The sequence below is a fragment of the Kitasatospora sp. NPDC002965 genome (genome assembly GCF_040611255.1).
In the GTDB taxonomy this organism is placed as follows: Bacteria; Actinomycetota; Actinomycetes; order Streptomycetales; family Streptomycetaceae; genus Kitasatospora.
Map to the genome: position 1 here is coordinate 57,972 of NZ_JBEXNT010000008.1, position 19,870 is coordinate 77,841.

Annotated in this window: 22 protein-coding genes and 1 pseudogene; 14 read left to right on the forward strand and 9 right to left on the reverse strand. The window is 71.5% G+C overall.

Annotated features, from left to right (window positions below; genetic code table 11):
• Positions 1 to 85 precede the first annotated feature (85 nt).
• From ABZY91_RS05765 to ABZY91_RS05790, 6 genes are all read right to left on the reverse strand, one after another.
• Positions 86 to 1,045 carry a phytoene/squalene synthase family protein gene (locus ABZY91_RS05765; protein WP_355400023.1) on the reverse strand — a complete coding sequence of 320 codons (960 nt, stop codon included), beginning with the start codon at positions 1,043 to 1,045 and terminating at the stop codon, positions 86 to 88.
• Complete coding sequence (gene crtI / locus ABZY91_RS05770; RefSeq protein ID WP_355400025.1) at positions 1,042 to 2,574, reverse strand: phytoene desaturase family protein; 1,533 nt, start codon at positions 2,572 to 2,574, stop codon at positions 1,042 to 1,044. The genes ABZY91_RS05765 and crtI overlap by 4 nt, the downstream gene beginning before the upstream one ends.
• Positions 2,562 to 2,813: a hypothetical protein gene (locus ABZY91_RS05775; RefSeq protein WP_355400027.1), complete on the reverse strand. Its 252-nt coding sequence runs from the start codon at positions 2,811 to 2,813 to the stop codon at positions 2,562 to 2,564. The genes crtI and ABZY91_RS05775 overlap by 13 nt, the downstream gene beginning before the upstream one ends.
• A 409-nt stretch (positions 2,814 to 3,222) precedes the next feature.
• Positions 3,223 to 3,720: a hypothetical protein gene (locus tag ABZY91_RS05780; protein WP_355400029.1), complete on the reverse strand. Its 498-nt coding sequence runs from the start codon at positions 3,718 to 3,720 to the stop codon at positions 3,223 to 3,225.
• Between the two features lie 129 nt (positions 3,721 to 3,849).
• On the reverse strand, positions 3,850 to 5,361 hold the full coding sequence (locus tag ABZY91_RS05785) for an FAD-dependent oxidoreductase (RefSeq protein WP_355400031.1): 1,512 nt from the start codon (positions 5,359 to 5,361) through the stop codon (positions 3,850 to 3,852).
• A gap of 125 nt (positions 5,362 to 5,486) precedes the next feature.
• The gene (locus ABZY91_RS05790) at positions 5,487 to 5,894 is read right to left on the reverse strand and encodes a helix-turn-helix domain-containing protein (RefSeq protein WP_355400033.1); all 408 of its coding nucleotides are present in this window, start codon (positions 5,892 to 5,894) and stop codon (positions 5,487 to 5,489) included.
• 126 nt (positions 5,895 to 6,020) lie between these two features.
• Here ABZY91_RS05790 and ABZY91_RS05795 point away from each other — a divergent pair, with 126 nt between their 5' ends.
• From ABZY91_RS05795 to ABZY91_RS05820, 6 genes are all read left to right on the forward strand, one after another.
• Positions 6,021 to 6,467, forward strand: coding sequence for an STAS domain-containing protein (locus ABZY91_RS05795; RefSeq protein WP_355400035.1), 447 nt, complete (start codon positions 6,021 to 6,023; stop codon positions 6,465 to 6,467).
• Positions 6,464 to 6,757: a hypothetical protein gene (locus ABZY91_RS05800; RefSeq protein ID WP_355400037.1), complete on the forward strand. Its 294-nt coding sequence runs from the start codon at positions 6,464 to 6,466 to the stop codon at positions 6,755 to 6,757. Before ABZY91_RS05795 ends, ABZY91_RS05800 begins: the two co-directional genes overlap by 4 nt.
• Positions 6,754 to 6,990, forward strand: coding sequence for a DUF6296 family protein (locus ABZY91_RS05805; RefSeq protein ID WP_355400039.1), 237 nt, complete (start codon positions 6,754 to 6,756; stop codon positions 6,988 to 6,990). Before ABZY91_RS05800 ends, ABZY91_RS05805 begins: the two co-directional genes overlap by 4 nt.
• Before the next feature lie 318 nt (positions 6,991 to 7,308).
• Positions 7,309 to 7,758 carry an SRPBCC family protein gene (locus ABZY91_RS05810; RefSeq protein WP_355400041.1) on the forward strand — a complete coding sequence of 150 codons (450 nt, stop codon included), beginning with the start codon at positions 7,309 to 7,311 and terminating at the stop codon, positions 7,756 to 7,758.
• 71 nt (positions 7,759 to 7,829) lie between these two features.
• Entirely contained in the window at positions 7,830 to 8,303 is a 474-nt protein-coding gene (locus tag ABZY91_RS05815; RefSeq protein WP_355400043.1) for a hemerythrin domain-containing protein, read from the forward strand.
• A 184-nt stretch (positions 8,304 to 8,487) separates the two neighbouring features.
• Positions 8,488 to 8,673 (forward strand): hypothetical protein, encoded by a 186-nt coding sequence (locus ABZY91_RS05820; RefSeq protein ID WP_355400157.1) that lies wholly within the window; start codon positions 8,488 to 8,490, stop codon positions 8,671 to 8,673.
• Positions 8,674 to 8,755: 82 nt separating this feature from the next.
• Here ABZY91_RS05820 and ABZY91_RS05825 read toward each other — a convergent pair.
• Positions 8,756 to 9,319: pseudogene (locus ABZY91_RS05825) on the reverse strand (alkaline phosphatase family protein); the annotation flags it as partial.
• Between the two features lie 266 nt (positions 9,320 to 9,585).
• Here ABZY91_RS05825 and ABZY91_RS05830 point away from each other — a divergent pair.
• From ABZY91_RS05830 to ABZY91_RS05840, 3 genes are all read left to right on the forward strand, one after another.
• Positions 9,586 to 10,449 carry an SAM-dependent methyltransferase gene (locus ABZY91_RS05830; protein ID WP_355400045.1) on the forward strand — a complete coding sequence of 288 codons (864 nt, stop codon included), beginning with the start codon at positions 9,586 to 9,588 and terminating at the stop codon, positions 10,447 to 10,449.
• A gap of 458 nt (positions 10,450 to 10,907) precedes the next feature.
• Positions 10,908 to 11,843 (forward strand): FAD-dependent oxidoreductase, encoded by a 936-nt coding sequence (locus tag ABZY91_RS05835; protein ID WP_355400047.1) that lies wholly within the window; start codon positions 10,908 to 10,910, stop codon positions 11,841 to 11,843.
• Positions 11,844 to 12,231: 388 nt separating this feature from the next.
• Positions 12,232 to 12,531: a DUF4193 domain-containing protein gene (locus tag ABZY91_RS05840; protein WP_355400049.1), complete on the forward strand. Its 300-nt coding sequence runs from the start codon at positions 12,232 to 12,234 to the stop codon at positions 12,529 to 12,531.
• 282 nt (positions 12,532 to 12,813) lie between these two features.
• On the opposite strand, the gene ABZY91_RS05845 is transcribed toward ABZY91_RS05840, so the two are convergent.
• Positions 12,814 to 13,203 (reverse strand): VOC family protein, encoded by a 390-nt coding sequence (locus ABZY91_RS05845; protein WP_355400051.1) that lies wholly within the window; start codon positions 13,201 to 13,203, stop codon positions 12,814 to 12,816.
• 128 nt (positions 13,204 to 13,331) lie between these two features.
• Here ABZY91_RS05845 and ABZY91_RS05850 point away from each other — a divergent pair, with 128 nt between their 5' ends.
• Together ABZY91_RS05850 and ABZY91_RS05855 are read left to right on the forward strand one after the other, a co-directional pair.
• Complete coding sequence (locus ABZY91_RS05850) at positions 13,332 to 13,505, forward strand: hypothetical protein (RefSeq protein WP_355400053.1); 174 nt, start codon at positions 13,332 to 13,334, stop codon at positions 13,503 to 13,505.
• 443 nt (positions 13,506 to 13,948) lie between these two features.
• The gene (locus tag ABZY91_RS05855) at positions 13,949 to 14,569 is read left to right on the forward strand and encodes a TetR/AcrR family transcriptional regulator (protein ID WP_355400055.1); all 621 of its coding nucleotides are present in this window, start codon (positions 13,949 to 13,951) and stop codon (positions 14,567 to 14,569) included.
• Between the two features lie 13 nt (positions 14,570 to 14,582).
• Here the strand turns inward: ABZY91_RS05855 and ABZY91_RS05860 are convergent, their stop codons facing one another.
• On the reverse strand, positions 14,583 to 16,145 hold the full coding sequence (locus ABZY91_RS05860) for an aldehyde dehydrogenase family protein (protein ID WP_355400057.1): 1,563 nt from the start codon (positions 16,143 to 16,145) through the stop codon (positions 14,583 to 14,585).
• Between the two features lie 123 nt (positions 16,146 to 16,268).
• Between ABZY91_RS05860 and ABZY91_RS05865 the strand changes: the two genes are divergently transcribed.
• The 3 genes from ABZY91_RS05865 (at position 16,269) to ABZY91_RS05875 (ending at position 19,866) form a co-directional block, all read left to right on the forward strand.
• Positions 16,269 to 17,252, forward strand: coding sequence for an SMP-30/gluconolactonase/LRE family protein (locus ABZY91_RS05865; RefSeq protein ID WP_355400059.1), 984 nt, complete (start codon positions 16,269 to 16,271; stop codon positions 17,250 to 17,252).
• 124 nt (positions 17,253 to 17,376) lie between these two features.
• Entirely contained in the window at positions 17,377 to 18,555 is a 1,179-nt protein-coding gene (locus tag ABZY91_RS05870) for an amino acid deaminase/aldolase (RefSeq protein ID WP_355400061.1), read from the forward strand.
• Positions 18,556 to 18,594: 39 nt separating this feature from the next.
• On the forward strand, positions 18,595 to 19,866 hold the full coding sequence (locus ABZY91_RS05875; RefSeq protein WP_355400062.1) for an MFS transporter: 1,272 nt from the start codon (positions 18,595 to 18,597) through the stop codon (positions 19,864 to 19,866).
• Positions 19,867 to 19,870: the final 4 nt, after the last annotated feature.

Below are 19,870 nucleotides of genomic sequence, written 5' to 3' on the forward strand. Positions count from 1 at the left end.
CGGGGGAGTGGTGCGGTGTTCGGCGCCGTGCCGGGGCTCGGGCCGCGGCCGCGTACCAGGGGGCCGTTCCCGCGGTCCCCGCCCATCAGCGGCCCCCGCGCCGTGCGGCCGCTGCGCCGAACCGTGCGACCGCGGCCCCGGCCGCACCGCGGGCCGCCACGGCCGCGCGGCGGCCGCGCGACACGCAGACCCGCCGGTGGAGGACCACCTCGACCCCGTGGTGTTCGACCTCGTCGAGGATCCGGCGGTAGAGCACCAGGGCCGCCGCCACACACGGGCGGGAGGCGGGGGCCAGTATCGGCACGCCCAGGGAGGCGTACCGGTAGAGGCCCCGGGTGTGCGCGATGCGCTCGCGCAGGGCTGCGGCCACCCGCGTGCTGCCGCGCCCGGTCCGTCGGCACCACATCAGCAGTTCGCGGTCGACCCCGTGCGACGCCAGTTGGTCGGCGGGCAGGTAGATCCGGCCGCGATCGAGGTCCTCGCCGACGTCGCGGATGAAGTTGGTGATCTGGAAGGCCGTCCCCAGCCCGGCGGCGTGCGGCGCCGCCCGCTCCTGGGGGCCGACCGTGCGGAGGACCGGCAGGCACTGCAGGCCGATCACGGCCGCCGATCCGTGGACGTACGTCATCAGTTCCTGGAAGGTCGGGTACTCCTCGACGTGGAGGTCCATCCGCATGGAGGCGAGGAAGTCCGTGAAGTGCCGCCGCCCGATGCCGTAGCGGCGGGCCGTGTCGACCACGGCGTCGACCACGGGGTGCCCCCCTCGGCCGTCCTGCCACGCCGTGCCGAATCGGCGCTCCAGTTCGTCGAGCGCGGCGGCGCGCCCCGCGAGGCCCTCGGGGACTCCCGGATCGTCGACGATGTCGTCGGCCCAGCGGGCGAACCCGTACAGGGCGTGCACGGCGGGCCGCTGCGCGGGCGACAGCAGCCGGGTCGCCAGGAAGTAGGTCCTGCCGTGACGGGCGTTCAACCGCCGGCACTCCTCGTAGGCCAGCCGCAGGTCCCGGTCCGACACCCCCGCCCTGTCCAGTTCCCGGGCGCTCACCGGCCGCCGCCCGTCGCCGCGGCGCGCACGGACAGGCCGGCGCGCCTGCGCGGAACACCCGTGACCCGGGCGGCGGCCAGCTTCCCGGACAGCAGCACCGTCGGCACCCCCACGCCCGGCGTGGTCCCGCAGCCGGCCAGCACCACGTTCTCCTCCCCCGCGACGAGGTTGCGCGGCCGGAACGGCCCGGTCTGACGGAGGGTGTGCGCGGCTGAGAAGGGCGTCCCGGCGGCGAGGCCCGACCGCTGCCAGTCCGCAGGCGTCACCAGCCGTTCGTACTCGATGGCGTCCCCGAAGCCGTCCAGGCCACGCCTCTCCAGCTCCGCGACCACCTGGTCCCGGTAGCGCGGTGCGATCCGGTGCCAGTCCATCGGGCCCTGCTCCAGGTTCGGGCAGGGCGCCAGCACGTAGTGCAGGTGGCGTCCGGGCGGAGCCAGCGACGGATCCGTCACCGTCGCGTTGGTGATCAGCAGCGAGGGGTCACTCATCAGCCGTCCCGTCCGGGTCAGTTCCGTGAACGTCGAGCGCCACGCCCGGCCGAACGACAGGGTGTGGTGCGCCAACTGCTCCCACCGCCGGTCGGTCCCCGCGTGCAGCACGAACGCCGACGGCGCCCACCGCAGGCGGGCCACCCGCCGCGGGGCGCGGCCCAGCAGGCGGTAGGCAGCGGGCAGGTCGACCGTGAGCACCAGCGCGTCGCAGCCGATCCGCTCGCCCGCGTCGGTCCTGACCGCCGTCACCCGCCCCGACGGGCCGCGCTCCAGCAAGCCGACCCCGGCCCCGTAGCGCAGTCGCGCGCCGGCCGCCGCCGCAGTGTCCGCCATGGCCCGCGCGACGGTGTGCATGCCGCCGCGCGGGAAGTGGACCCCGGCCACCGTGTCCATGTACGCGATGACGGCGTACGCCGCGAGAGCGCGGCCCGGTCCCACCCCCGCGTACAGCGACTGGAAGGAGAACACCCGCTGCAGCCGCTCGTCGTGCAGGAACGACGCGACCTTCGGCCCGAGTCGGCCGAAGCCGCCCAGTGCCGCCAGGCGCGCCAGGTCCGCGCCGAGCAGGTCCAGCGGTGAGTCGAAGTTGGCGTCGATGAAGCTGCGCATCTGCACCCGGTAGAGGTCCTCCATCCACCGGCGCAGCCGGCGGTACCCCAGGACCTCCCGCTCGCCGGCGAACCTCCGTACCTGCTCCTCCATCAACTCCGGTTCGCTGTGGACGTCGAGGGTGGAGCCGTCCGCGAACGCCGCCCGGTAGGCGGGGCTGAGCGGCACCAGCTCGACCTGTTCCGCCAACGAGCCGCCCGCCGCCGACAACGCCTCGTCCAGGATCTCGGGCATGGTCAGCACGGTGGGGCCGGTGTCGATGCGGTAGCCGCCCGCGTCGAGCCGCCCGGCCCTCCCGCCCGGCCCGCCGTCGCGTTCGACGACGGTCACCCGCCGCCCGGCGCCGAGCAGGTGCAGCGCCGCGGACAGTCCCGACAGTCCCGCGCCCACGACGACGACATGGTCGGTGCGGCCCGTCACGGTGCCCATCGCGCCCCTTCCTCCACCACGGCCGGCGCATCCGCCGCGGAATTTGAACCCTGCGCCTGTCGACGCGGTTCCGGTTGCCGGCCCGCCACCGTCTCCGTACGCATCTCCCGCCACGGGCCGCGCAGCCGCCGGCCGGCCGCCGGGTCCCCGCAGCAGATCGCCAGCACCAGGTCGTCCGCCGCGGCCGGGGCCAGGCCCCAGGCCAGGATCGCCTGGGCGACGCCGTACGTCTCTCGCACCCGGTCGCTCTCCGTCGTCGTCGTGAGAGAGGCCGGACGTCAGAGCCCAGCCTTCGACTGCCAGTCTCCGGAGCTCGGCGGCCACACCCCGGCGCCACACGCACCGCGCGCACCGGTCCACCCGTCCGGCCCCTGCCGGACGGGTGGACCGACCCGCGTATCCGGCCGGCCCGCCGGGCCGCACGATCCTCACCGGCGCGGCATGCGGCAACGGCCGCGACCGGGCGTCAGGATCGTCCGCCTCGCGGCGCGTCGGGCAGCCCGTCATCCGGACCGGACGGTGTGGCGGGCGAGGGAGATCCGGTCGGGGCGGCGATGCGAGCGTGCAGGTGGGGCCGTCCTTGAGGTCGGCCCGGGAGGGGGTGAGGGAGCACCTGTCGCAGGTGGCCGTGGCGACAGCGGGGTGTGTCTACCGTTCCCCGTTCTCGTGCCTCACGGTGCGGCGGGCCTGGCGCATCCTCGCCTCGGCGAGGTGGCGGCGGCTGGCGGCGAGGTCGTCGCGGACCTGCGCCTCGACGGCGACGAACGCCTCGTAGTAGGTGCGGTCGTACGCCTCGACGACCTGGTACGTCCACATGTCCGGCAGGACGTCCCGGCCGACGAGTTCACGCTCCACCAGGTCCGCGTGCCCGCCGTGCCCGGCCTCGCGCAGCATCCGGACCGCTTCGGTGAGCATCCGGTCGGCCTCCCCGGTCGTCTGGTGGAATCCGTAGAGGTGGCCCCGGGCCCGCTCCGTGCCTTCCAGCGCCTTCGACAGAACCCCCAGCGCCTCCACCGTCGCTGCGCCTACCTCGGGCGGAGGGTCCTGCTCCGTGCCGAGCCCGGCGGCTCCGTCCCGCCCGGGCCGCCCCGTTCCGAATCCCCCGTGTTCCGTGCCGCGGCCGCGGTCCCGCTCGCTGCTGTCCATGCCGAGCGGGTGCCCGACCTGCGGCACGGCAACCGGACGACGGGGACCCGCCTGCGGCGGTCCGTGCAGTGCCCGGCGGCGAGGACAGTACGGCTCCCGCCGGGGCGCGCCCCCGGCGGTCGTCGAGGATCAGAGCCGGCTCGTGTCCCGTTGTTCCAGCGGATGGAGGGCGGGCCCCTGGAGCACCTCGCCGTCGACGGCGAAGCGGGAGCCGTGGCAGGGGCACTCCCAGGTCCGCTCCGCGTTGTTGAAGGCAACGAGGCAGCCGAGGTGGGTGCAGACGGCGGAGACCGCGTGCAGTGCGCCCTGGTCGTCGCGGTGGACGGCGCAGGGCTTGCCGTCGGCACGCACCACGGTGCCCTCGCCGGGGCGCAGCGCGGCCACCGGCCCGTTCGTGCCGTCCCCGAGGGTCTCCAGGCGGTCCTTCACGAAGTGCTTGCCGGCGTCCCACTGGGCCTTGAGGATCTCGGGGGCGGTGCGGAGGGTCGCTCCCGGGCGGTGGGGGTCGTAGAGCTGCGCCCATGCCGGGTGCGGGGTTGCGGTGATGAGGCTGGTCAGGAGCTGTCCGGCCACGACGCCGCCGGTCATGCCCCATCCCGCGAATCCGGTGGCGGTGTAGACGTGCTCGGCTCCTGGGCGCAGGCGTCCGATCAGGGGGAGGGTGTCGGTGGAACTGTTGTCCTGTGCGGCCCAGCGGTGGGTGGTCCTGAAGCCGGGGAACCGTTCCTCGGTCCAGGACCGGAGCCGCGCGTACCGGACCTCGGTGTCCTCGCCGTCGCCGGGGGTGAACGCCTCGCCGGTGACGATCAGCAGCCGCGTTCCGTCCGGAGCGGGAGCGGTGCGGACGGACCGTTTGCCGCTCTCGCTGGTGATGTACATGCCCTGCGGGTCCTGGTCTGCGGGGACGGGACCGGCGATGACGAGGTCGCGGTGCTGGGTGAGGCGTGCGGACAGCAGAGCGTGGTCGAAGACGGGGTGGTGGGTGGCCACGACCACGTGCCGGGCAGTGGCGGTTGCCCCCGAGGCGGTCGTGAGCCGGCAGGGCTCGCCCGCGTCGAGTGCGGTGACGCGCGTGTTCTCGTAGATCCGGCCGCCGTGGGCGGTGAGATCGTCGGCGAGTGCGCGCAGGTACTTCAGCGGGTGGAACTGGGCCTGCTCCTCGACCCTGACGGCGCCCGCCACCGGGAAGGGCAGGCCGGTATCCGTGACGAAGGCCGCGTCCAGGCCCGCGTCCCGGGCGGCCGTCACCTCGGCGTGCAGTGCCTCGACCGAGGAGGGGTCCTCGCCGTAGGTGAAGGCGGGGCGCCGTTCGATTTCGCAGTCGACGGCGAGTTCTTCGGCCACCTCCACGATCCGCTTCAGCGCGGCGCTCTGCGAGGCGGCGTAGAGGCGGGCGGCGCCCTCCCCGTGCCGGGAACGCAGCCGGCTGTACACGCTCGCGTGCAGGGCCGTGACCTTGCCCGTCGTGTGGCCGGTGACGCCTGCCGCGATCCGTCCTGCCTCCAGCACCACGACCTTCAGGCCGGCACGGGAGAGTTCCCATGCGGTGCTGAGACCGGCGATGCCCGCACCGACCACGACGACATCGGTCTCCGCCGGCGCGGTGAGGGACGGGCAGGCGGGCATGTCGACCGACTGCATCCAGTAGGAACCGTACGCATCAGGAAGTCGATTCATACCCGGCGACTGCCCAGGTAGCTCCCGCACAACCCGCACCGCGGCCCTTCGCGGACTCGATTGCCCCGGAGACCGCTCAGTTCGCGCGGTCAGGGTCGGGCGTGTCGGTCGGGGTGTCGCGGTGCGGGCCGGGTCTGCCCCTGGCCGTGTTCGGGCCCGGTGCCGCCGGCCGCGGGGCCCTGGCCGTCGGGGGCGCCGTCGTAGGAGGGGGCCAGCAGCCCGAGGAGCGCTTCCACGCTGAGCCCGGCCTCCGCGGGGTGGCGCAGCCAGGTGCCCGTGGTGATGCTGTAGTGGTTGCGGCGTCCGACGCGGGTGCGGGTGAGGTATCCGGCCTTTTCGAGATCGGTCACGATCCCCTGGACGGCGCGCTCGGTGAGCTGGGATTCCAGTGCGACGTCCCGCAGCCGGACTCCCGGGTTGCGGGCGATCGCGGCCAGCACGCGGGCGTGGTTCGTCACGAACGTCCAGCCGGTCCTGGTGGATTCCTCGAAGGCCATACCTCCATCGTAGGAGCATCGATTCACCTGTCACCACACACGAATCCCCGTTCGCGTATCTGTTGACGTGAACGGTGATGCGGGTCACGCTGGAAGCGTCTTCGCCCTAGCCCCCGAGGAACGACCATGTCCGAGGACCTGCCCGCCCCCGGCCCGCGCCCCGGTCCCCGCACCGGTGACGCCACCGATGCCGGCGCCGGAGCGGGTCACCTCGCACCCCGCCTGCTGGCCGGACGCCTCGCGGTCGGCTTCACCACCACACTGAGACGGCCCCGGGCGCACCTGAAGGGCGAGATCGACATGGACCTCGCCGGGAGCCTCTACCGTGTCCTCGGCCAGGCACTCGCCCGCAGCGACACCGGCCTGGACATCGACATGTCCGGTGTCGAGTTCTGCGACAGCTCCGGTCTCAACACCCTGATCCGGCTGCGGCTGGAGGCGCGGGCCGACGACCGCACGGTGACGATCACCGCCGCCAGCCCCCAGGTCCGACGCCTGCTGACCATCACCGAGACCGCCGCCCTGTTCACCCCACCCCCGGCAGCGCACCACGACGAGACACCTGAACCATGACCGTCACCAGCACACCCGCGACCTCCGCCGCCCTGGCCGTCGGAGTCCACCGGCACCGCCTCCCGCTGCGACCGCTCGACGGCGAGCGCGCCGTCGGCCTCACCCTCACCGACCTCGACGCCGACCACGCCCCCCGACCGAAACCCGCCACCGCGGCCCCGCACCCCGTCGTTCGCCGGCTCACCCCGCCGCTGGACGTGCTCCTCCCACCCGTGCCCGGCGACGCCGACCCTCACGTCACCGGCCTCGCGAAACCCGGCCCCGCCCGCCACCGGGGCGGTGCGCCATGAACACCTGCCCCCGCTACGCCATCGCCCTGCCCGGCACCCCGGGCGGCCACGCCGCACCCCGCACGGTGATCGTGCACCGCACCGACCGGCTCGGCCCGGCGCACGAACCCGTGTACGAGGACACCACCGGCCGCTACCGCTTCCAGATCACCGGGACCGTCGCCGAAGTCCTCACGTTGCCGGCCGAGTACGGTCCGACACACCCGTGCCTCGAAGCCGTACCGATGCCCTGACTCGGCCACGGCCGTGGCCCGGCCACGACGGAGCCCCTGCCCGCGGCGGAAAGGGAGGAGACCCCGTCCCCGTCCACCCCGCCCGCCCTGCCACGTCCTCGGTGCGCGTTCTGACCGTCGGCCCGGGGCGCTTCCCCGGTGTGCGCAGCACGCGATGGCAGGGAAGCCGTCCGTCACCGATCCGGGCCGCTCGAATGGATGGTGCCTGTTGCCGGTCCGTCCGGTGCGGGGCCGAATTGGTAGGGACTGGCATACCTGCTGGTGGTCGGGGCAGGCGCTTGTTCGACCATGAAGCGATTCGAAGGCGGGTGTGCAGCGATGAGCAAGGTGCAGGAGCAGATCGACGTGGACGTGCCGGTCAGCACCGCGTACAACCAGTGGACGCAGTTCGAGCAGTTCCCGCAGTTCATGGACGGCGTCGAGGAGATCACCCAGATCGACGACCGCCACAACCACTGGAAGACCAGGATCGCCGGGGTGTCCCGCGAGTTCGACACCGAGATCGTCGACCAGGTCGCCGACGACCACGTCGCCTGGCGCACCACCAGCGGCGACATCAGGCAGACCGGCATGGTTCGCTTCGAGCCGATCGACGCGACGCACACCAGGGTCCTGATGGAGATGGACTTCCAGCCCGGTGGCATGGCCGAGAAGGCCGCCGACATGACCGGCATGCTCGACCGGCAGGTGAAGGGCGACCTCAAGCGGTTCAAGCACTTCATCGAGAAGCGCGGTACCGCCTCCGGCGGCTACCGCGACACCCTCTGACCCATTCACCACAAGCGCCCCGCCGCCCTGCGGCGAGGGCGCCTGTGCCGCTGCGAGCGAAGGAGTTCCGGATGGACGGGATCGTGCTGCTGAAGGACGACCACAAGACGGTGGAGAAGCTGTTCAAGGAGTTCGAGAAGGCGGGCGCAGCCGCGCACAAACACAAGCGGGAGATCGCCGACAAGGTGATCGAGGAGCTGACGGTCCACACCTGGATCGAGGAGAAGATCTTCTACCCGGCCGCTCGGGAGGCCGCCCCGGACACCAAGGACCACGTGCTGGAGAGCGTGGAGGAGCACCACGTGGTGCTGTGGATGCTCTCCGAGCTCGCCGGCCTCGACCCGGCGGACGAGCGGTTCGACGCCAAGATGAGCGTGCTGATGGAGAACGTGCGCCATCACGTCGAGGAGGAGGAGAAGGAATGGTTCCCCGAGGTCCGCAAGACCATGGGCCGCAACCGCCTCACCGAACTCGGCGAGCAGATGGAAGCCGCAAAGCCCGACGCACCTCGTGACCCCCTGAAGGTCCCCAGCGCCCGCGAGTAACGCCGACTCGCGCTCGGCAGCCGGCCGGCGGCGGGCCGCCGCCGTAGCATCGCAGCGTGCCCGCCTCACGGCGTGCAGGACCTCACCACCGCGCTGCCCGGCGGCCCCCGTCCGCTACCACCCGAGACGGGTGGACACTCACCGGAACAGGCCCCCGACCACCCCGGCGGAACAGGAGAAGACGATGAGCGCCAGCCCTGAACTCGAACCCGTGCTGCGCGGTATCGCCGAAGCCGTCCACGACCGCGACGACCACGTCCTGCGCCGTCTCCTGGCCCGCCTCGCCGAACAGGCCACGATCGACGACCTCTACGCGCTGCGCGACGCCCTGCCCCGGCTGCGCCACTCCACGGCCGACACCGCCCACTGATCCCGCCCCCGGCGCCGCAGCAGCCGAGACCGGTCAGAGGACGAAACAGGACGGCCACGGGACCGGAGGCCCTCATCGCGGCGAGTGTGGCGAGCAGCCGCGCCGTGAGGTTCTCGCCGTCGGCGGGACGGTGGTTCGCGTGCTCGGACAGGGGCTCCGGCGCGACGATCCAGCTGACCTGCGGCAGCGTGCCCCGCGCGACCTCGTCGCCGAAGGCCGACACGAGGTCCGCGGCGGTGGCGATCCCCTTGTCGTGGAGGGGCCGGCCGGGGGCGGACTGCTTGAAGGTGGCGAACGAGGCGAGCGTGTTGTCGTTGACGTCGTCGGCCTCCTGGTAGACCTTCCAGCAGACGCCGGCCGACTTCAGGCGTTCGGTACAGGTGGTCCGGCCGAACCGCCAACTGAGCCGGGGTTTCGAGGTACGCCGCCGGTGCGCAGAGTGTGCGGGCTGTCCGGTGCGCCTGGCAACGGTCGGGATTCGGGTCCGTGCTGCGCTCTGCCCGAGCGGTCGGCCAGGGGAATGTGGGGGACGTGGAGGCTGGTTGCGTCGGCGGCCCGGGTGCACGACTTCGGCGGAGATCCGCGCGGTGACGATGCGTTGTCGGCAGAGGCGGGGGACTGGGGCAGCGCATAACGATCGTGTCACGAGGCGGGGGCTCGATGCCGGTTTCCCACTCCTTCGACCGAACAGTCCAGCGGTTCGCGAGAGCGCAGGAACCGAGCCCCGTCGGCGTGGCGTCCACTCCGTCGACCACCAGATCTCCGAGGACTCTCATGACGACGTCCGTCACGGCCGCTCCCCTGGCCGACTCCGTGGCCGACTTCCCCGTCCGGGACGTCACCCTTCGGGACCTCGCCCTTCGGGACGCGGCCCGACTCACGAGGAGCACAAGCCGGTTCGAACCTCCGGGAGTGACCACGGGCATGGTCGACGTCGAAGACTCCACCTCCTGCGGCCGCGCCGACGGCACACCGCGGCCGTCGTCGGATCCTCGGGGAGACCTGCGGCCGAACCGGCCCACGTCCGCCCGGGTGGCGAGCCTGATGCTCGCGGGCAAGGACCACCTCGCCGCAGACCGGACGCTGCTGGACCGTCTGCGGGCCGAGGACGCGACCTGCGTGGACGCGGTCCGGCGCGGCAGGGAGTTCCTCCACCGCGCCGTCAGGCTCCTGGCTGAACGCGGCCTGGAGCAGTTCCTGGACCTGGGGTGCGGACTGACGACCGGTGTGCCCGGCACCGCGCTCGCCCCGATCCACACCTCCGTCCTGACCACCCGGCCGGGCGCACGGGTCGCGTACGTGGACCGCGACCCGGTCGTGCTGGCCCACGCCCGGGCGTTGCTCGACGTGCCGGCACCCGCCCGGGTCCGACACGTGCACGCCGACATCGCCGCGACCTCGCTCATCGCGACGCTGCGGGAGCAAGCGGGCCTGGAATGGCATCGCCCGGTGGCAGCCGTCCTCGGTGACGTCCTGCACGAGCTGAGCGACCCGCAGGCCCGGTCCCTGCTCGCGGCGCTGCGCCGGGAACTGCCCGCAGGCAGCGTGCTGGTGCTCAGTCACCGGGCGGCGGACACCGGCGCACGGGCTCGCGCCGCGCGGGTGGCCGCCTGCTGGGCGCAGGCCGGTCTGCCGTGGCATCCGCGTACCCCGGACGCCGTCGATGCTCTTCTCGACGGCTGGGAGCGGCAGGACTTCGGGGCCGGGCCTGCCGCGGGCGGGGCCGTGGCGGGGGTGTACGTGACGGTGGCGGTCGGCTGCGGCGGCGGGTGGTGACCGGGCGGGCCCGGGGGTGCGCCCGCTGGACACCCCTGTCCCGGCGGGTCGGAGCGGTGTTGCAGGTCGAGGTTCGTCGAGCCGGCGGGGCAGGACGGCTGGGGCACTCTCCCGCAGGTCTCCCGGAAGGTCACCGGAGCCTGGAGCGCCGACCTCAACGGGTTTCCGTGGACGGCCAAGGACACGATCAGCGCGCCCCTCGCATCCGGCGCCGTTGCCTGCGCCGTCTATTCCGTCTGCACCGCGCAGGCGAGCGCCACGCCACCGATCTGCCCGAGACCACGTCCTGAGCGGCCGTGCCGCCGGACCGCGATCACGGTTCGGCGGCACGGCCGTTCTGAGCGCCCACGGGGCCGGGGTTGACGAAACGACCACTGGTCCGGGCCCTCCACGTGATGTCACCTTCCGTTCACGGAACGGAACTGAGCGTGTAACGGGTCCGGGACACTGTTCCGGGTATGCGAGTCGTCGGCGCAGGCGTTCTGGGAACCATGCACGCCTGGCACGCGATCAAGCGCGGTCATCGGGTGGTCCACATCGAGCGGGAGGCCGAGGCCCGGGGTGCCTCGGTACGCAGCTTCGGCCTGGTCCGGGTCGGCGGCAGGGCCGAGGGCGAGGAACTGGCGGTCGCCCAGCGGGCGCGGCAGCTCTGGGGGGAGTTCCTCGCGGCCCTGCACTGCGCGCGGGACGGCGCGGTGGAGCCGCGTACCGCCCAGCTCGCGCTTCGTGCGGTCCTGCGGGCCAGCGGCCGGTACGACTTCCTGCCGGGACGGGAGGTGCGCGAGCTGGTCGGCGCGAGAGCGGTGCGCGACGATCATGGCGAGGTGCACTGCGGCGACGCGGTCGTCCTGTGCACCGGAGCCCATCTCGGTGGCCTGGTGCGCGAACTCGTCCCCGACCTGCCGGTCCGCCGGGTCAGGCTGCAGATGATGCAGACGGACCCGCTGGGGGAGCAGCTCACCACCTCGGTCGCGGACGGGGACAGCTTCCGCTACTACCCGGGCTACGGCGGCCCGGCGCTGGACGCCCTCGACCTCGGGCAGCCCCAGCACCCGACCGCTGCCCGGCACCGGATGCAGCTGCTGATGGTCCAGCGCCGGGACGGCGGGCTGACCATCGGTGACACGCACGCCTACGACCAGCCGTTCGGCTTCGACGTCGTCGAGGACTCCTACGCCTACCTCACCGGCCTCGTCGAGTCCGTCCTGGGCCGCGCACTGCCGCCGATCCGGCGTCGCTGGGCCGGCGTGTACGCGCAGTGCGCGGACACCGCCCGGGTCGTCCACCGCCAGCAGGTGCGCGACGGCGTCTGGCTGGTCACCGGACCCGGCGGCCGCGGCATGACCTGCTCACCGGCCATCGCCGAGACCACCGCCGACCTGCTCGGCCTCTGACGCCGGCCGGACCGCCCTGCTCATCGCTCCGGCAAGGCGAACCCGAGTGTGCGCGGAGCTGCCATGCCCCGCTCACCCCGGCCCCTGTGTTGGGTCGTCCTGGACACGGCCGGGGGCGGCAAGGGTTGGCGGCGCGCTGGCGAGGTCGGCCTCGGTGAGACGGGGGAGCTGGTTGCCGCCGGCGCTCCCGTGGCCCCCGGTCGTCACTCTCGCCCGCGTCGGCCTGCCTCCCTGGTGATGAGGGACACGAAGCGATACGGGTCCTGGCTCGACAGCCTCAGTTACACTCCGCACACCATCCAGACCCGGCGTCGGCACGGGGGCCGCGGGACAGTCCCGCAAGCCTGCCTGTGCCGGTACCCCACCCCCAGACGACAAGGACCCATTTGTGGCAACCGACTACGACGCTCCGCGCAAGAGCGACGACGACGGCTCGACCGACAGCATCGAGGAGCTGAAGGCCCACCGTAGCGACAAGTCGGCCTCCACCATCGACGTCGTCGACGTGCTCGAGTCGGCCGACGGCTTGGAACTCCCCGGCGCCGACCTGTCGGGCGAGGAACTCACCGTCGCCGTGCAACCGGTCCTGAGCGACGAATTCACCTGCATCAACTGCTTCCTCGTCCACCACCGCAGCAGACTCGCACGCCTCAAGAACGGCAAGCCGATCTGCCGCGACTGCGACTGACAGATAGGCCGGTGAGGGCCCAGCGGCGTCCCGCTGGGGCACGCCGCGGTGCACTGGCCGGGGCCGCGGCGTCGCGCCGTTCACCGCAGGTGAACGGTCGCGGCCCGGCCGGGGCGATCCGAGCAGTGCAGGCGGCGCCGCCAGGTGACTGGCACGGGGTCCAGCAGATCGTCAGGCCGGTCGAGGCCGGAGCCGCAGTCGCGCTCTAGGCCGGCCGCGCGGGTGTCGGTCAGGCTGTGGCGCTCCGGCGGCTCGGCAACGCCGCACTGGCCAGGGGGCGGGCTATCGGCCGGGGCCGTCGCCGGGTTGCCGGGCGACTTCCGGGAGCGCGAAGTGCGGGTTCTCGATGATCCCGATGACTGATCCGCTCGGATCGGTCACCGATGCGGCGCGGATCGATCCGCCGACGTCGCGCACTCCTTCCTTGACGGTTGCTCCCGCGGTGACGAGTTGTCGCAGGGCCGTGTCGGCGTCGGCGACGCCCCAGTAGGTCACGGGGCCGTCGGCGGGGTCGGCATGCGGGCTCAGAGCCAGCTCGTAGCCGCCGACGTTGTAGCCGACGTAGAACGGCTCGTCGAAGTAGGGCTCCGTGCCGAGGACCGAGGTCCACCACGCCTTGCCGGCGGCGAGGTCGGGCGCCGGATACACCACCAGTCGTAGACCCAGGAACATGGGCAACCAGCCTCTCAACATGCGGACAACAATTTGATCAGGGTAGTCGTCGGCCTGTTCCCGTCGACCCACCGTCCCCGTCGGCGCCGCCGGACCTTTCGTCCGGCGCCCGGCGCGGCCACTATCCGGTGGACCTGCACCGGCACATCAATCAACGGACCGTCACCCCGGTCAGCGGCGGCTACACCATCGCCTCGGCCGCCAGCAAGCTCCCGCTCACCACACCCTCGAACGCCAACGGCGCCCTGATCACCCAGCAGGCCGCCTCGGACACCGCCCTCCAGAAGTGGAACATCGGCTGACCGAACCTCCGGACGGCCGCACTGCCCTGCCCCACACCACCCGGAGCAGGGCAGGTTCACGGGTGGATGCTCTGCCGGCCGCGCTTACCGGCCCGCGTACGCGCGCTGCCAGGGCCGGGTCCGGTCGGTCTGGACCGTGCATGGACGGGCTACGACGCCGTGGTGGCCGGCACCGGTCGCAGCTGCCGGCCGGGCCGCGGTTCCCCCGACTTCCACCTGAAGCGGAACTGGCAGTCGTTCGTCACCCGTGCATGGGGGCTGTCGGCTGGAAGCTCACCGATCCGTGGTCTGCCGCGATCACGGTGACGGTGCCCCCAGTCCGCGGACTCCATGAGACTCGGGGGCAGCTCACCCCGGATGTTGGTCAACCGTCCAAGACGGTGCGATACCATGGTCGGGCGCACGCTCCGTTCTCGAATCCGAAGGCGATCTCCATGTCTCGTATGGCGGCGAAAGACAGACGTGAGGAACTGATCGCTGCGGGATTTCGGGTGATGATCCGTGAGGGAGTTGCCAAGGCGACCACGCGCGCGATCGTGAACGAGGCGGAGATGCCGCTGGGTGTCTTCCACTACTGCTTCCGCTCGCGTGAAGAGCTGCTTCAGGAGATCCTCACCCGCTTCACCGACAGCACGGTGATCGCTGCGCGGAGAACGTTCGAGGGGGAGGGCGACCTCGGATCGCGTATCACCAAGAGCCTGAACGCGTTCTGGGGCACCGTCGAACTCAGGCCCGGAGAGCACCAGGTCAGCTATGAACTGACGCACTACGCCTTGCGTCAGGCCGGGTTCGAGGACCTGGCCCGACGCCAGTACCAGCGCTACCGGGAAGTCCATCAGGAGCTCCTGGAGGAGGTCGCCGAGGCGGCGGGGATCGATTGGGCCGTTCCGGTTCCGGTGCTGGCCCGGTACCTCAACTCGGTGCTCGACGGTGTCACCCTGAACTGGCTGGTCGATCGCGACAGCGAGCACAGCCGCGAGGTTCTGAGGCTGACCGGCGAGCATCTCTTGACGCTGGCCCGTGAGCGGTCCCGGCAGACCGCGCAGCCGGGGCCCGTGTCGTAGGGGACGTGAATTGCTACCTGTTGCGGCCGCGTAGGCCGGTGCAGTACATGGCGTCCACCAGGCGGAGGATGAAGCGGTAGGCCGAGGGGTTGTACGGGATCATGTGCATGTCCCGGCGCATCGGGAACCGATTCGTCGTGATGGCCTGGAGCCTCGTGTACGTGTGAAATCCCTCGGCCCCGTGGCGTACGCCGAGGCCGGACTCCTTCCAGCCGCCCATGGGCAGACCGAGGGCCATGTGGTTGGTCTGGGCGTCGTTGATCGTGACGCAGCCGACCTCGAACCGTTCGGCGAGGCGGCGGGCGCGCTTCACGTCCGAACCGATGATCGAGGCCTGCAGGCCGTACGTGCTGTCATTGACGAGCCGGAGGGCTTCCTCGGCATCGGCGACCTTCATCACCGGCAGCGTGGGGCCGAAGGTCTCCTCCCGCATGCACGTCATTCCGTGGTCGACGTTCACGAGCAAGGTGGGTGGGAAGAACCTGCCGGGGCCTTCGACGGCCTTCCCTCCGACGAGCACGCGGGCGCCCTTGTGCACGGCGTCCCTGACGTGGTCCGCCATGACCGCAAGCTGAGGAGGGAAGGTGACAGCGCCGACGTCGACACTACCGAGCCCGGCCGGCCGCCCCGATGTGACCTGCTGGAACCGTTCGTGCAGCAGGGTGATGTATGCGTCGTACACCGGCTCCTCGACGTAGACCCGCTCCACCGAGGTGCACATTTGGCCTCCGTTGGACAGGGCTCCCTGGATCGTGACGTTGACGGCCCGCTCCAGGGAGGCGTCGGCGAGGACGACCAGGGCGTCCTTCCCACCCAGCTCCAGCGAGCAGGGGATGAGGCGTTCGCCCGCCCGTGCCGCGACCAGTCGGCCGGTCCTGGTCGATCCGGTGAACATCACGAAGTCCACGCTGTCCACGACCGCGCTGCCGGTGGCCCCTGCGCCGGTGACGACCTGGAAGACGTCTTCGGGCCAGCCGCATTCGCGGGTCATCCGCTCCATGAGCAGCGCGGTCAGCGGTGTCTGTTCGGAGGGCTTCAGGACGACCGCGTTGCCTGCGGCGAGGGCGGGAATGGCGTCGCCGAATGAGTTGAGCAACGGGTTGTTCCACGGGCCGATGACCCCCACGACACCACGCGGCGCCCTGCGGGTGTACATGTCGCGTCCGAGGAGGAACGGGGAGAGGGAGCGAATCCTCGTGGTGGCGAGCAGGCTGCGGGCCCGCTTCGCCCAGTAGGCGAAGGCGCTGGCGCAGTAGACGATCTCGACGATCGCGTCCTCCTCCGTCTTGCCGTTCTCCTCGACGATGAGGTCGGCGATCTCCTGGCGGTGGGTCAGGAGCCAGCGGCGGCCACGCTTGAAGAACTCGGAGCGAGCGCGGGTGTCCAGTTCGGCCCAGCCCTTCTGTGCCCGCCGGGCGCGCTGCACGGCTTGGACCACCTCTTCCGCGGGCATGTCGGGGACCTCACCGACGACCGCGTCGCTGGCGGGGTTGTCGACTGCGATCGGCGGGCCTGTCGGGGGCCGCCCTGCCCGGTGCGCTCGATTCTGAGCCACGGAATCTCCTCGGTGGAGCATTGACTTCTCTTCGCTCAGAATGAGACGGTCGCCCGAACAAGTCAAGCGTCTTGTACGAGTGACCAAGTTGCGGAGGGGATGGCGGAGAACCATCTCGATCCCGCGCGGTGAAGGAGCGATTGGATGAAGAGGACCGCATCGATCGCACTGAGCGGCCTGGGCGTTCCCGAGTCACTGCGTTGGCATCAGGGGGCCCTGTGGTTCTCGGACCTCGCGCGTGGCACGGTGCACCGGTGGGACGGCACCGCGGAGCCGGAGACGGTTCTCGAGGTCCCGGGTCGGGCCGGCGGACTCGGGTGGCTGCCCGACGGCCGCCTGCTCGTCGTCTCCATGGACGGGGGCCGTGTTTATCGCCTTGAGGCCGACGGCGAGCTGGCTGAGCACGCCGACCTGAGCCACGTCGTTGGCGGCCCGCTCAACGACATGCTCGTTGATCCGGAAGGACGCGCCTACGTCGGCAACTTCGGCTTCGACTTCCACGCCTTCTCCCGAAAGCACCCGAACTCGATGCTCTACGTGCCACCCGGGCCCCCGAGGACCCCGATCGCCTGCCTGGCGCCGGACGGAAGCCTGCTCGGACTGTCGGAGCCACTGCTCTTCCCGAACGGGACCCTGCTCAGCGCCGACGGCAGGAGTGTGATCGTGGCCGAGACCCTCGGCATGCGGCTCACGGTCTTCTCCAGGAACCCCGACGGCTCCCTGGGAGATCCCGAACCGTGGGCGCCCCTCATCTCGCCGCTCCTGTGGCGCCTGGTGAATCACCGGGGAGTGGTTGGCCGCGTCACCCGCAGGATTTCGGCACTCCTGGACCATCCGGTCCTTTCCAAGTACTCCTCGTCCCTGATCGCTCCGGACGGAATCTCGTGGGACGCCGACGACACGTCCATCTGGGTCGCGAACGCCCTTCGGGGTGAATGCGTGCGAATCGCCCCCGGCGGCCGCGTCCTGGACCGGGTCGCCACGAGCCAGCGCACCCTGAGCTGCCTTGTGGCCGGACATGACGGACGCACCCTCTTCGCCGGCACCGTCCCGACCGATGATCCCGTCCGTGCCGGCGAACTCAACCGCGGCCGCATCGAGATCGTGCGGCCGTGCGGCCGGACGTAGCAGTTCGAACCCCCTCCCGGAAAGGGTGCGGAATGTGAGTACGCACACAGCGTCCCGAGGGCGCGTGAGATGGCTGGACGCTAAGAGGGCCGGATCCGCTGTCACCGCGCCGGACGAGGCCCGGATGATCCAGTTGAACAGGGCGACTGCACACCTCGACCCGCCGTTCGCCGTGGTGGACCTGGACGCCTTCGACGCCAACACCGCAGAGCTGGCACATCGGGCTGCAGGGCAGGCGACCATCCGTCTGGCCAGCAAGTCGGTCCGCAGCCGCGCCCTGATCCGGCGTGCCGTCCGACACGAGGGCTATCGAGGAATCCTTGCCTTCACCCTGCCCGAGGCCCTGTGGCTCGCAGAGGGGCACGAGGACGTGGTGATCGGGTATCCGACGGCAGACCGGGCCGCGCTGGCGCGGCTCGCCTCGGACGAGCGCGCGATCTCGCGGATCACCCTCATGATCGACTCGGTCGGCCAGCTGGACTTCGTCGACGAGGTGGTGAGCGCCCCCTGCCCCGACATCCGGGTCTGCATCGACCTGGACGCCTCGCTGGAGCTGGCCGGCGGCCGCATCCACCTGGGCCCGTACCGATCGCCCGTGCATTCTCCCCAGCAGGCTGCGGCACTCGCCCGCGCCATCCACGAGCGGTCCGGCTTCCGGCTGGTCGGGGTTATGTCCTACGAGGGCCAGATCGCGGGGATGGGCGACAACCAGCCCGGATCGCCTCTCAGGCGGGCAGCGATCCGGGCGATGCAGCGTATCTCCGCCGGTGAACTGGCCGACCGGCGTGCGGCGGCAGTGGCTGCGGTTGAAACCGTGGCGCCGCTGGAATTCGTCAACGGCGGTGGTACGGGCTCCGTCGAACAGACCGCTGCCGAACACGTCATCACCGAGATCGCTGCCGGATCGGGGCTCTACGGGCCGGGACTCTTCGACTTCTACCGGCGCTTTCGCCCCCGGCCTGCCGCCTTCTACGTGCTGCCCGTCGTCCGCCGTCCCAACGCCAGGCTCGCCACCGTGCTTGGCGGCGGCTGGATCGCCTCCGGCCCGTCCGGCCCCGACCGCCAGCCGACCCTCACCTGGCCGCAGGGCCTGCGTACCAATCCCAGGGAAGGGGCCGGCGAAGTCCAGACACCGGTCCTCGGCGCCGCCGCGTACGGATTGCGGCTCGGCGACCACGTGTGGTTCCGGCACGCCAAGGCCGGTGAACTGTGCGAACGCGTCAACACGCTCCACCTGGTGTCCGGCACGGAGATCGTCGACGAGGTCGCAACCTACCGAGGCGAGGGACACGCGTTCCTCTGACTCGTTCCCGTACAGGCCCGATCCCGCTCAGGAGGCCGTGTGTCCACCGAGTTCCACCCTCCGCCCCCACCACCGGCGGCGACCGTTGCGACAGGCACCGATCATGCGCCGAACGAGCCCGTCTCCCGTGCCTGGATCACCCTGTTCGGCCTGGTCTGGTTCGGATACTGGGCGGCGAGCCTCGTTCCCCTCCAGCTGCTGCTGCCCCAGCAACTGGAGATCATCGACCCGGTGTCCAAAGTCCACAGTTTCGCAGTCGTCAACGCCCTTGCCGGGCTGGTCTCGTTGTTCGCACTCCCGGTGTGCGGGGCGCTGTGCGACCGCTCCCGGAGCCGCTTCGGGCGCCGAAGGCTCTGGCTCGCAGGCGGCGCGCTGTCCTTCGCGGCGGGGCTGATCATCACCGGGGAGCAGACGACGGTGACGGCGGTGGCCCTGGCCTGGTCGGCGGGCATGCTCGGTCTCAGCGCTGCCACCGCCGGCTTGACTGCCATGATCGCCGACCACGTCCCCGTCAGCCAGCGCGGTGTGGTGTCCAGCGTGATCTACGGTCCTCAGGCCCTCGGCGTGGTGGTCGGCATAGCGCTCGTCGTGGCATTCGCACTGTCCCCCGCACGCGGCTACCTCGTCGTCGCGGCCCTGCTGGTCACCTGCACGGCCCCGTTCCTTGCGCGCTTCCGCGACACCTCGTGCATCTCCGAGCCTGCGCTGAGCCTGCGCACCCTGCTCGGCTCCATGGGCCGCTCGCTCAGGAACCGCGACTTCGCCTGGGCCTTCGGAGGACGGTTCCTGGTCAATCTGGCGAACTCGCTGGGGGTCTGCTACACCCTCTACTTCCTGACCGACGATCTGAAGGTCCCCGATCCGGCCGGCAGCCTCCTCGCCTGTACGGCCCTCTACCTCGTGGCCGGCATCCTGGCCAGCTCCGTCTCCGGCGTGCTGTCCGACCGCCTCCTCAGACGACGGATCTTCGTCGCACTGGCGGCGCTACTCCAGGCGGCCTCGGGGTTCCTTCTGGCGGTCTTCCCCGGCCTCGGCGTCGCACTGGTGGCGTCGGCCGTCATGGGCGCGGGGTTCGGTGCGTACATGGCCGTCGACCAAGCCCTGATCACCCAAGTCCTTCCCCGAGCCGAGAGCCGGGCCCAGGACCTCGGGATCATGAACATCGGCACGCTCGTCCCGCCCTCACTCGCCCCTCTGATCGCCAGCTTCATCATCGCCTCCGACGGCGGCTATCCGCTCCTGTTCTCCTGCGTCGGCGTGGCCGCGACCGCGGGGGTCCTGCTCGTCTACCGGGTCCGGTCCGTCAGATAGAGAC

Excerpts from the sequence above, each read along its gene's own strand:
- crtI (WP_355400025.1), bottom strand. The coding sequence starts at position 2,574 with ATGGGCACCGTGACGGGCCGCACCGACCATGTCGTCGTCGTGGGCGCG.
- ABZY91_RS05780 (WP_355400029.1), bottom strand. The coding sequence starts at position 3,720 with ATGGACAGCAGCGAGCGGGACCGCGGCCGCGGCACGGAACACGGGGGA.
- ABZY91_RS05785 (WP_355400031.1), bottom strand. The coding sequence starts at position 5,361 with ATGCAGTCGGTCGACATGCCCGCCTGCCCGTCCCTCACCGCGCCGGCG.
- ABZY91_RS05790 (WP_355400033.1), bottom strand. The coding sequence starts at position 5,894 with ATGGCCTTCGAGGAATCCACCAGGACCGGCTGGACGTTCGTGACGAAC.
- ABZY91_RS05795 (WP_355400035.1), top strand. The coding sequence starts at position 6,021 with ATGTCCGAGGACCTGCCCGCCCCCGGCCCGCGCCCCGGTCCCCGCACC.
- ABZY91_RS05800 (WP_355400037.1), top strand. The coding sequence starts at position 6,464 with ATGACCGTCACCAGCACACCCGCGACCTCCGCCGCCCTGGCCGTCGGA.
- ABZY91_RS05805 (WP_355400039.1), top strand. The coding sequence starts at position 6,754 with ATGAACACCTGCCCCCGCTACGCCATCGCCCTGCCCGGCACCCCGGGC.
- ABZY91_RS05810 (WP_355400041.1), top strand. The coding sequence starts at position 7,309 with ATGAGCAAGGTGCAGGAGCAGATCGACGTGGACGTGCCGGTCAGCACC.
- ABZY91_RS05815 (WP_355400043.1), top strand. The coding sequence starts at position 7,830 with ATGGACGGGATCGTGCTGCTGAAGGACGACCACAAGACGGTGGAGAAG.
- ABZY91_RS05820 (WP_355400157.1), top strand. The coding sequence starts at position 8,488 with ATGAGCGCCAGCCCTGAACTCGAACCCGTGCTGCGCGGTATCGCCGAA.
- ABZY91_RS05835 (WP_355400047.1), top strand. The coding sequence starts at position 10,908 with ATGCGAGTCGTCGGCGCAGGCGTTCTGGGAACCATGCACGCCTGGCAC.
- ABZY91_RS05845 (WP_355400051.1), bottom strand. The coding sequence starts at position 13,203 with ATGTTCCTGGGTCTACGACTGGTGGTGTATCCGGCGCCCGACCTCGCC.
- ABZY91_RS05855 (WP_355400055.1), top strand. The coding sequence starts at position 13,949 with ATGGCGGCGAAAGACAGACGTGAGGAACTGATCGCTGCGGGATTTCGG.
- ABZY91_RS05860 (WP_355400057.1), bottom strand. The coding sequence starts at position 16,145 with ATGCTCCACCGAGGAGATTCCGTGGCTCAGAATCGAGCGCACCGGGCA.
- ABZY91_RS05865 (WP_355400059.1), top strand. The coding sequence starts at position 16,269 with ATGAAGAGGACCGCATCGATCGCACTGAGCGGCCTGGGCGTTCCCGAG.
- ABZY91_RS05870 (WP_355400061.1), top strand. The coding sequence starts at position 17,377 with ATGATCCAGTTGAACAGGGCGACTGCACACCTCGACCCGCCGTTCGCC.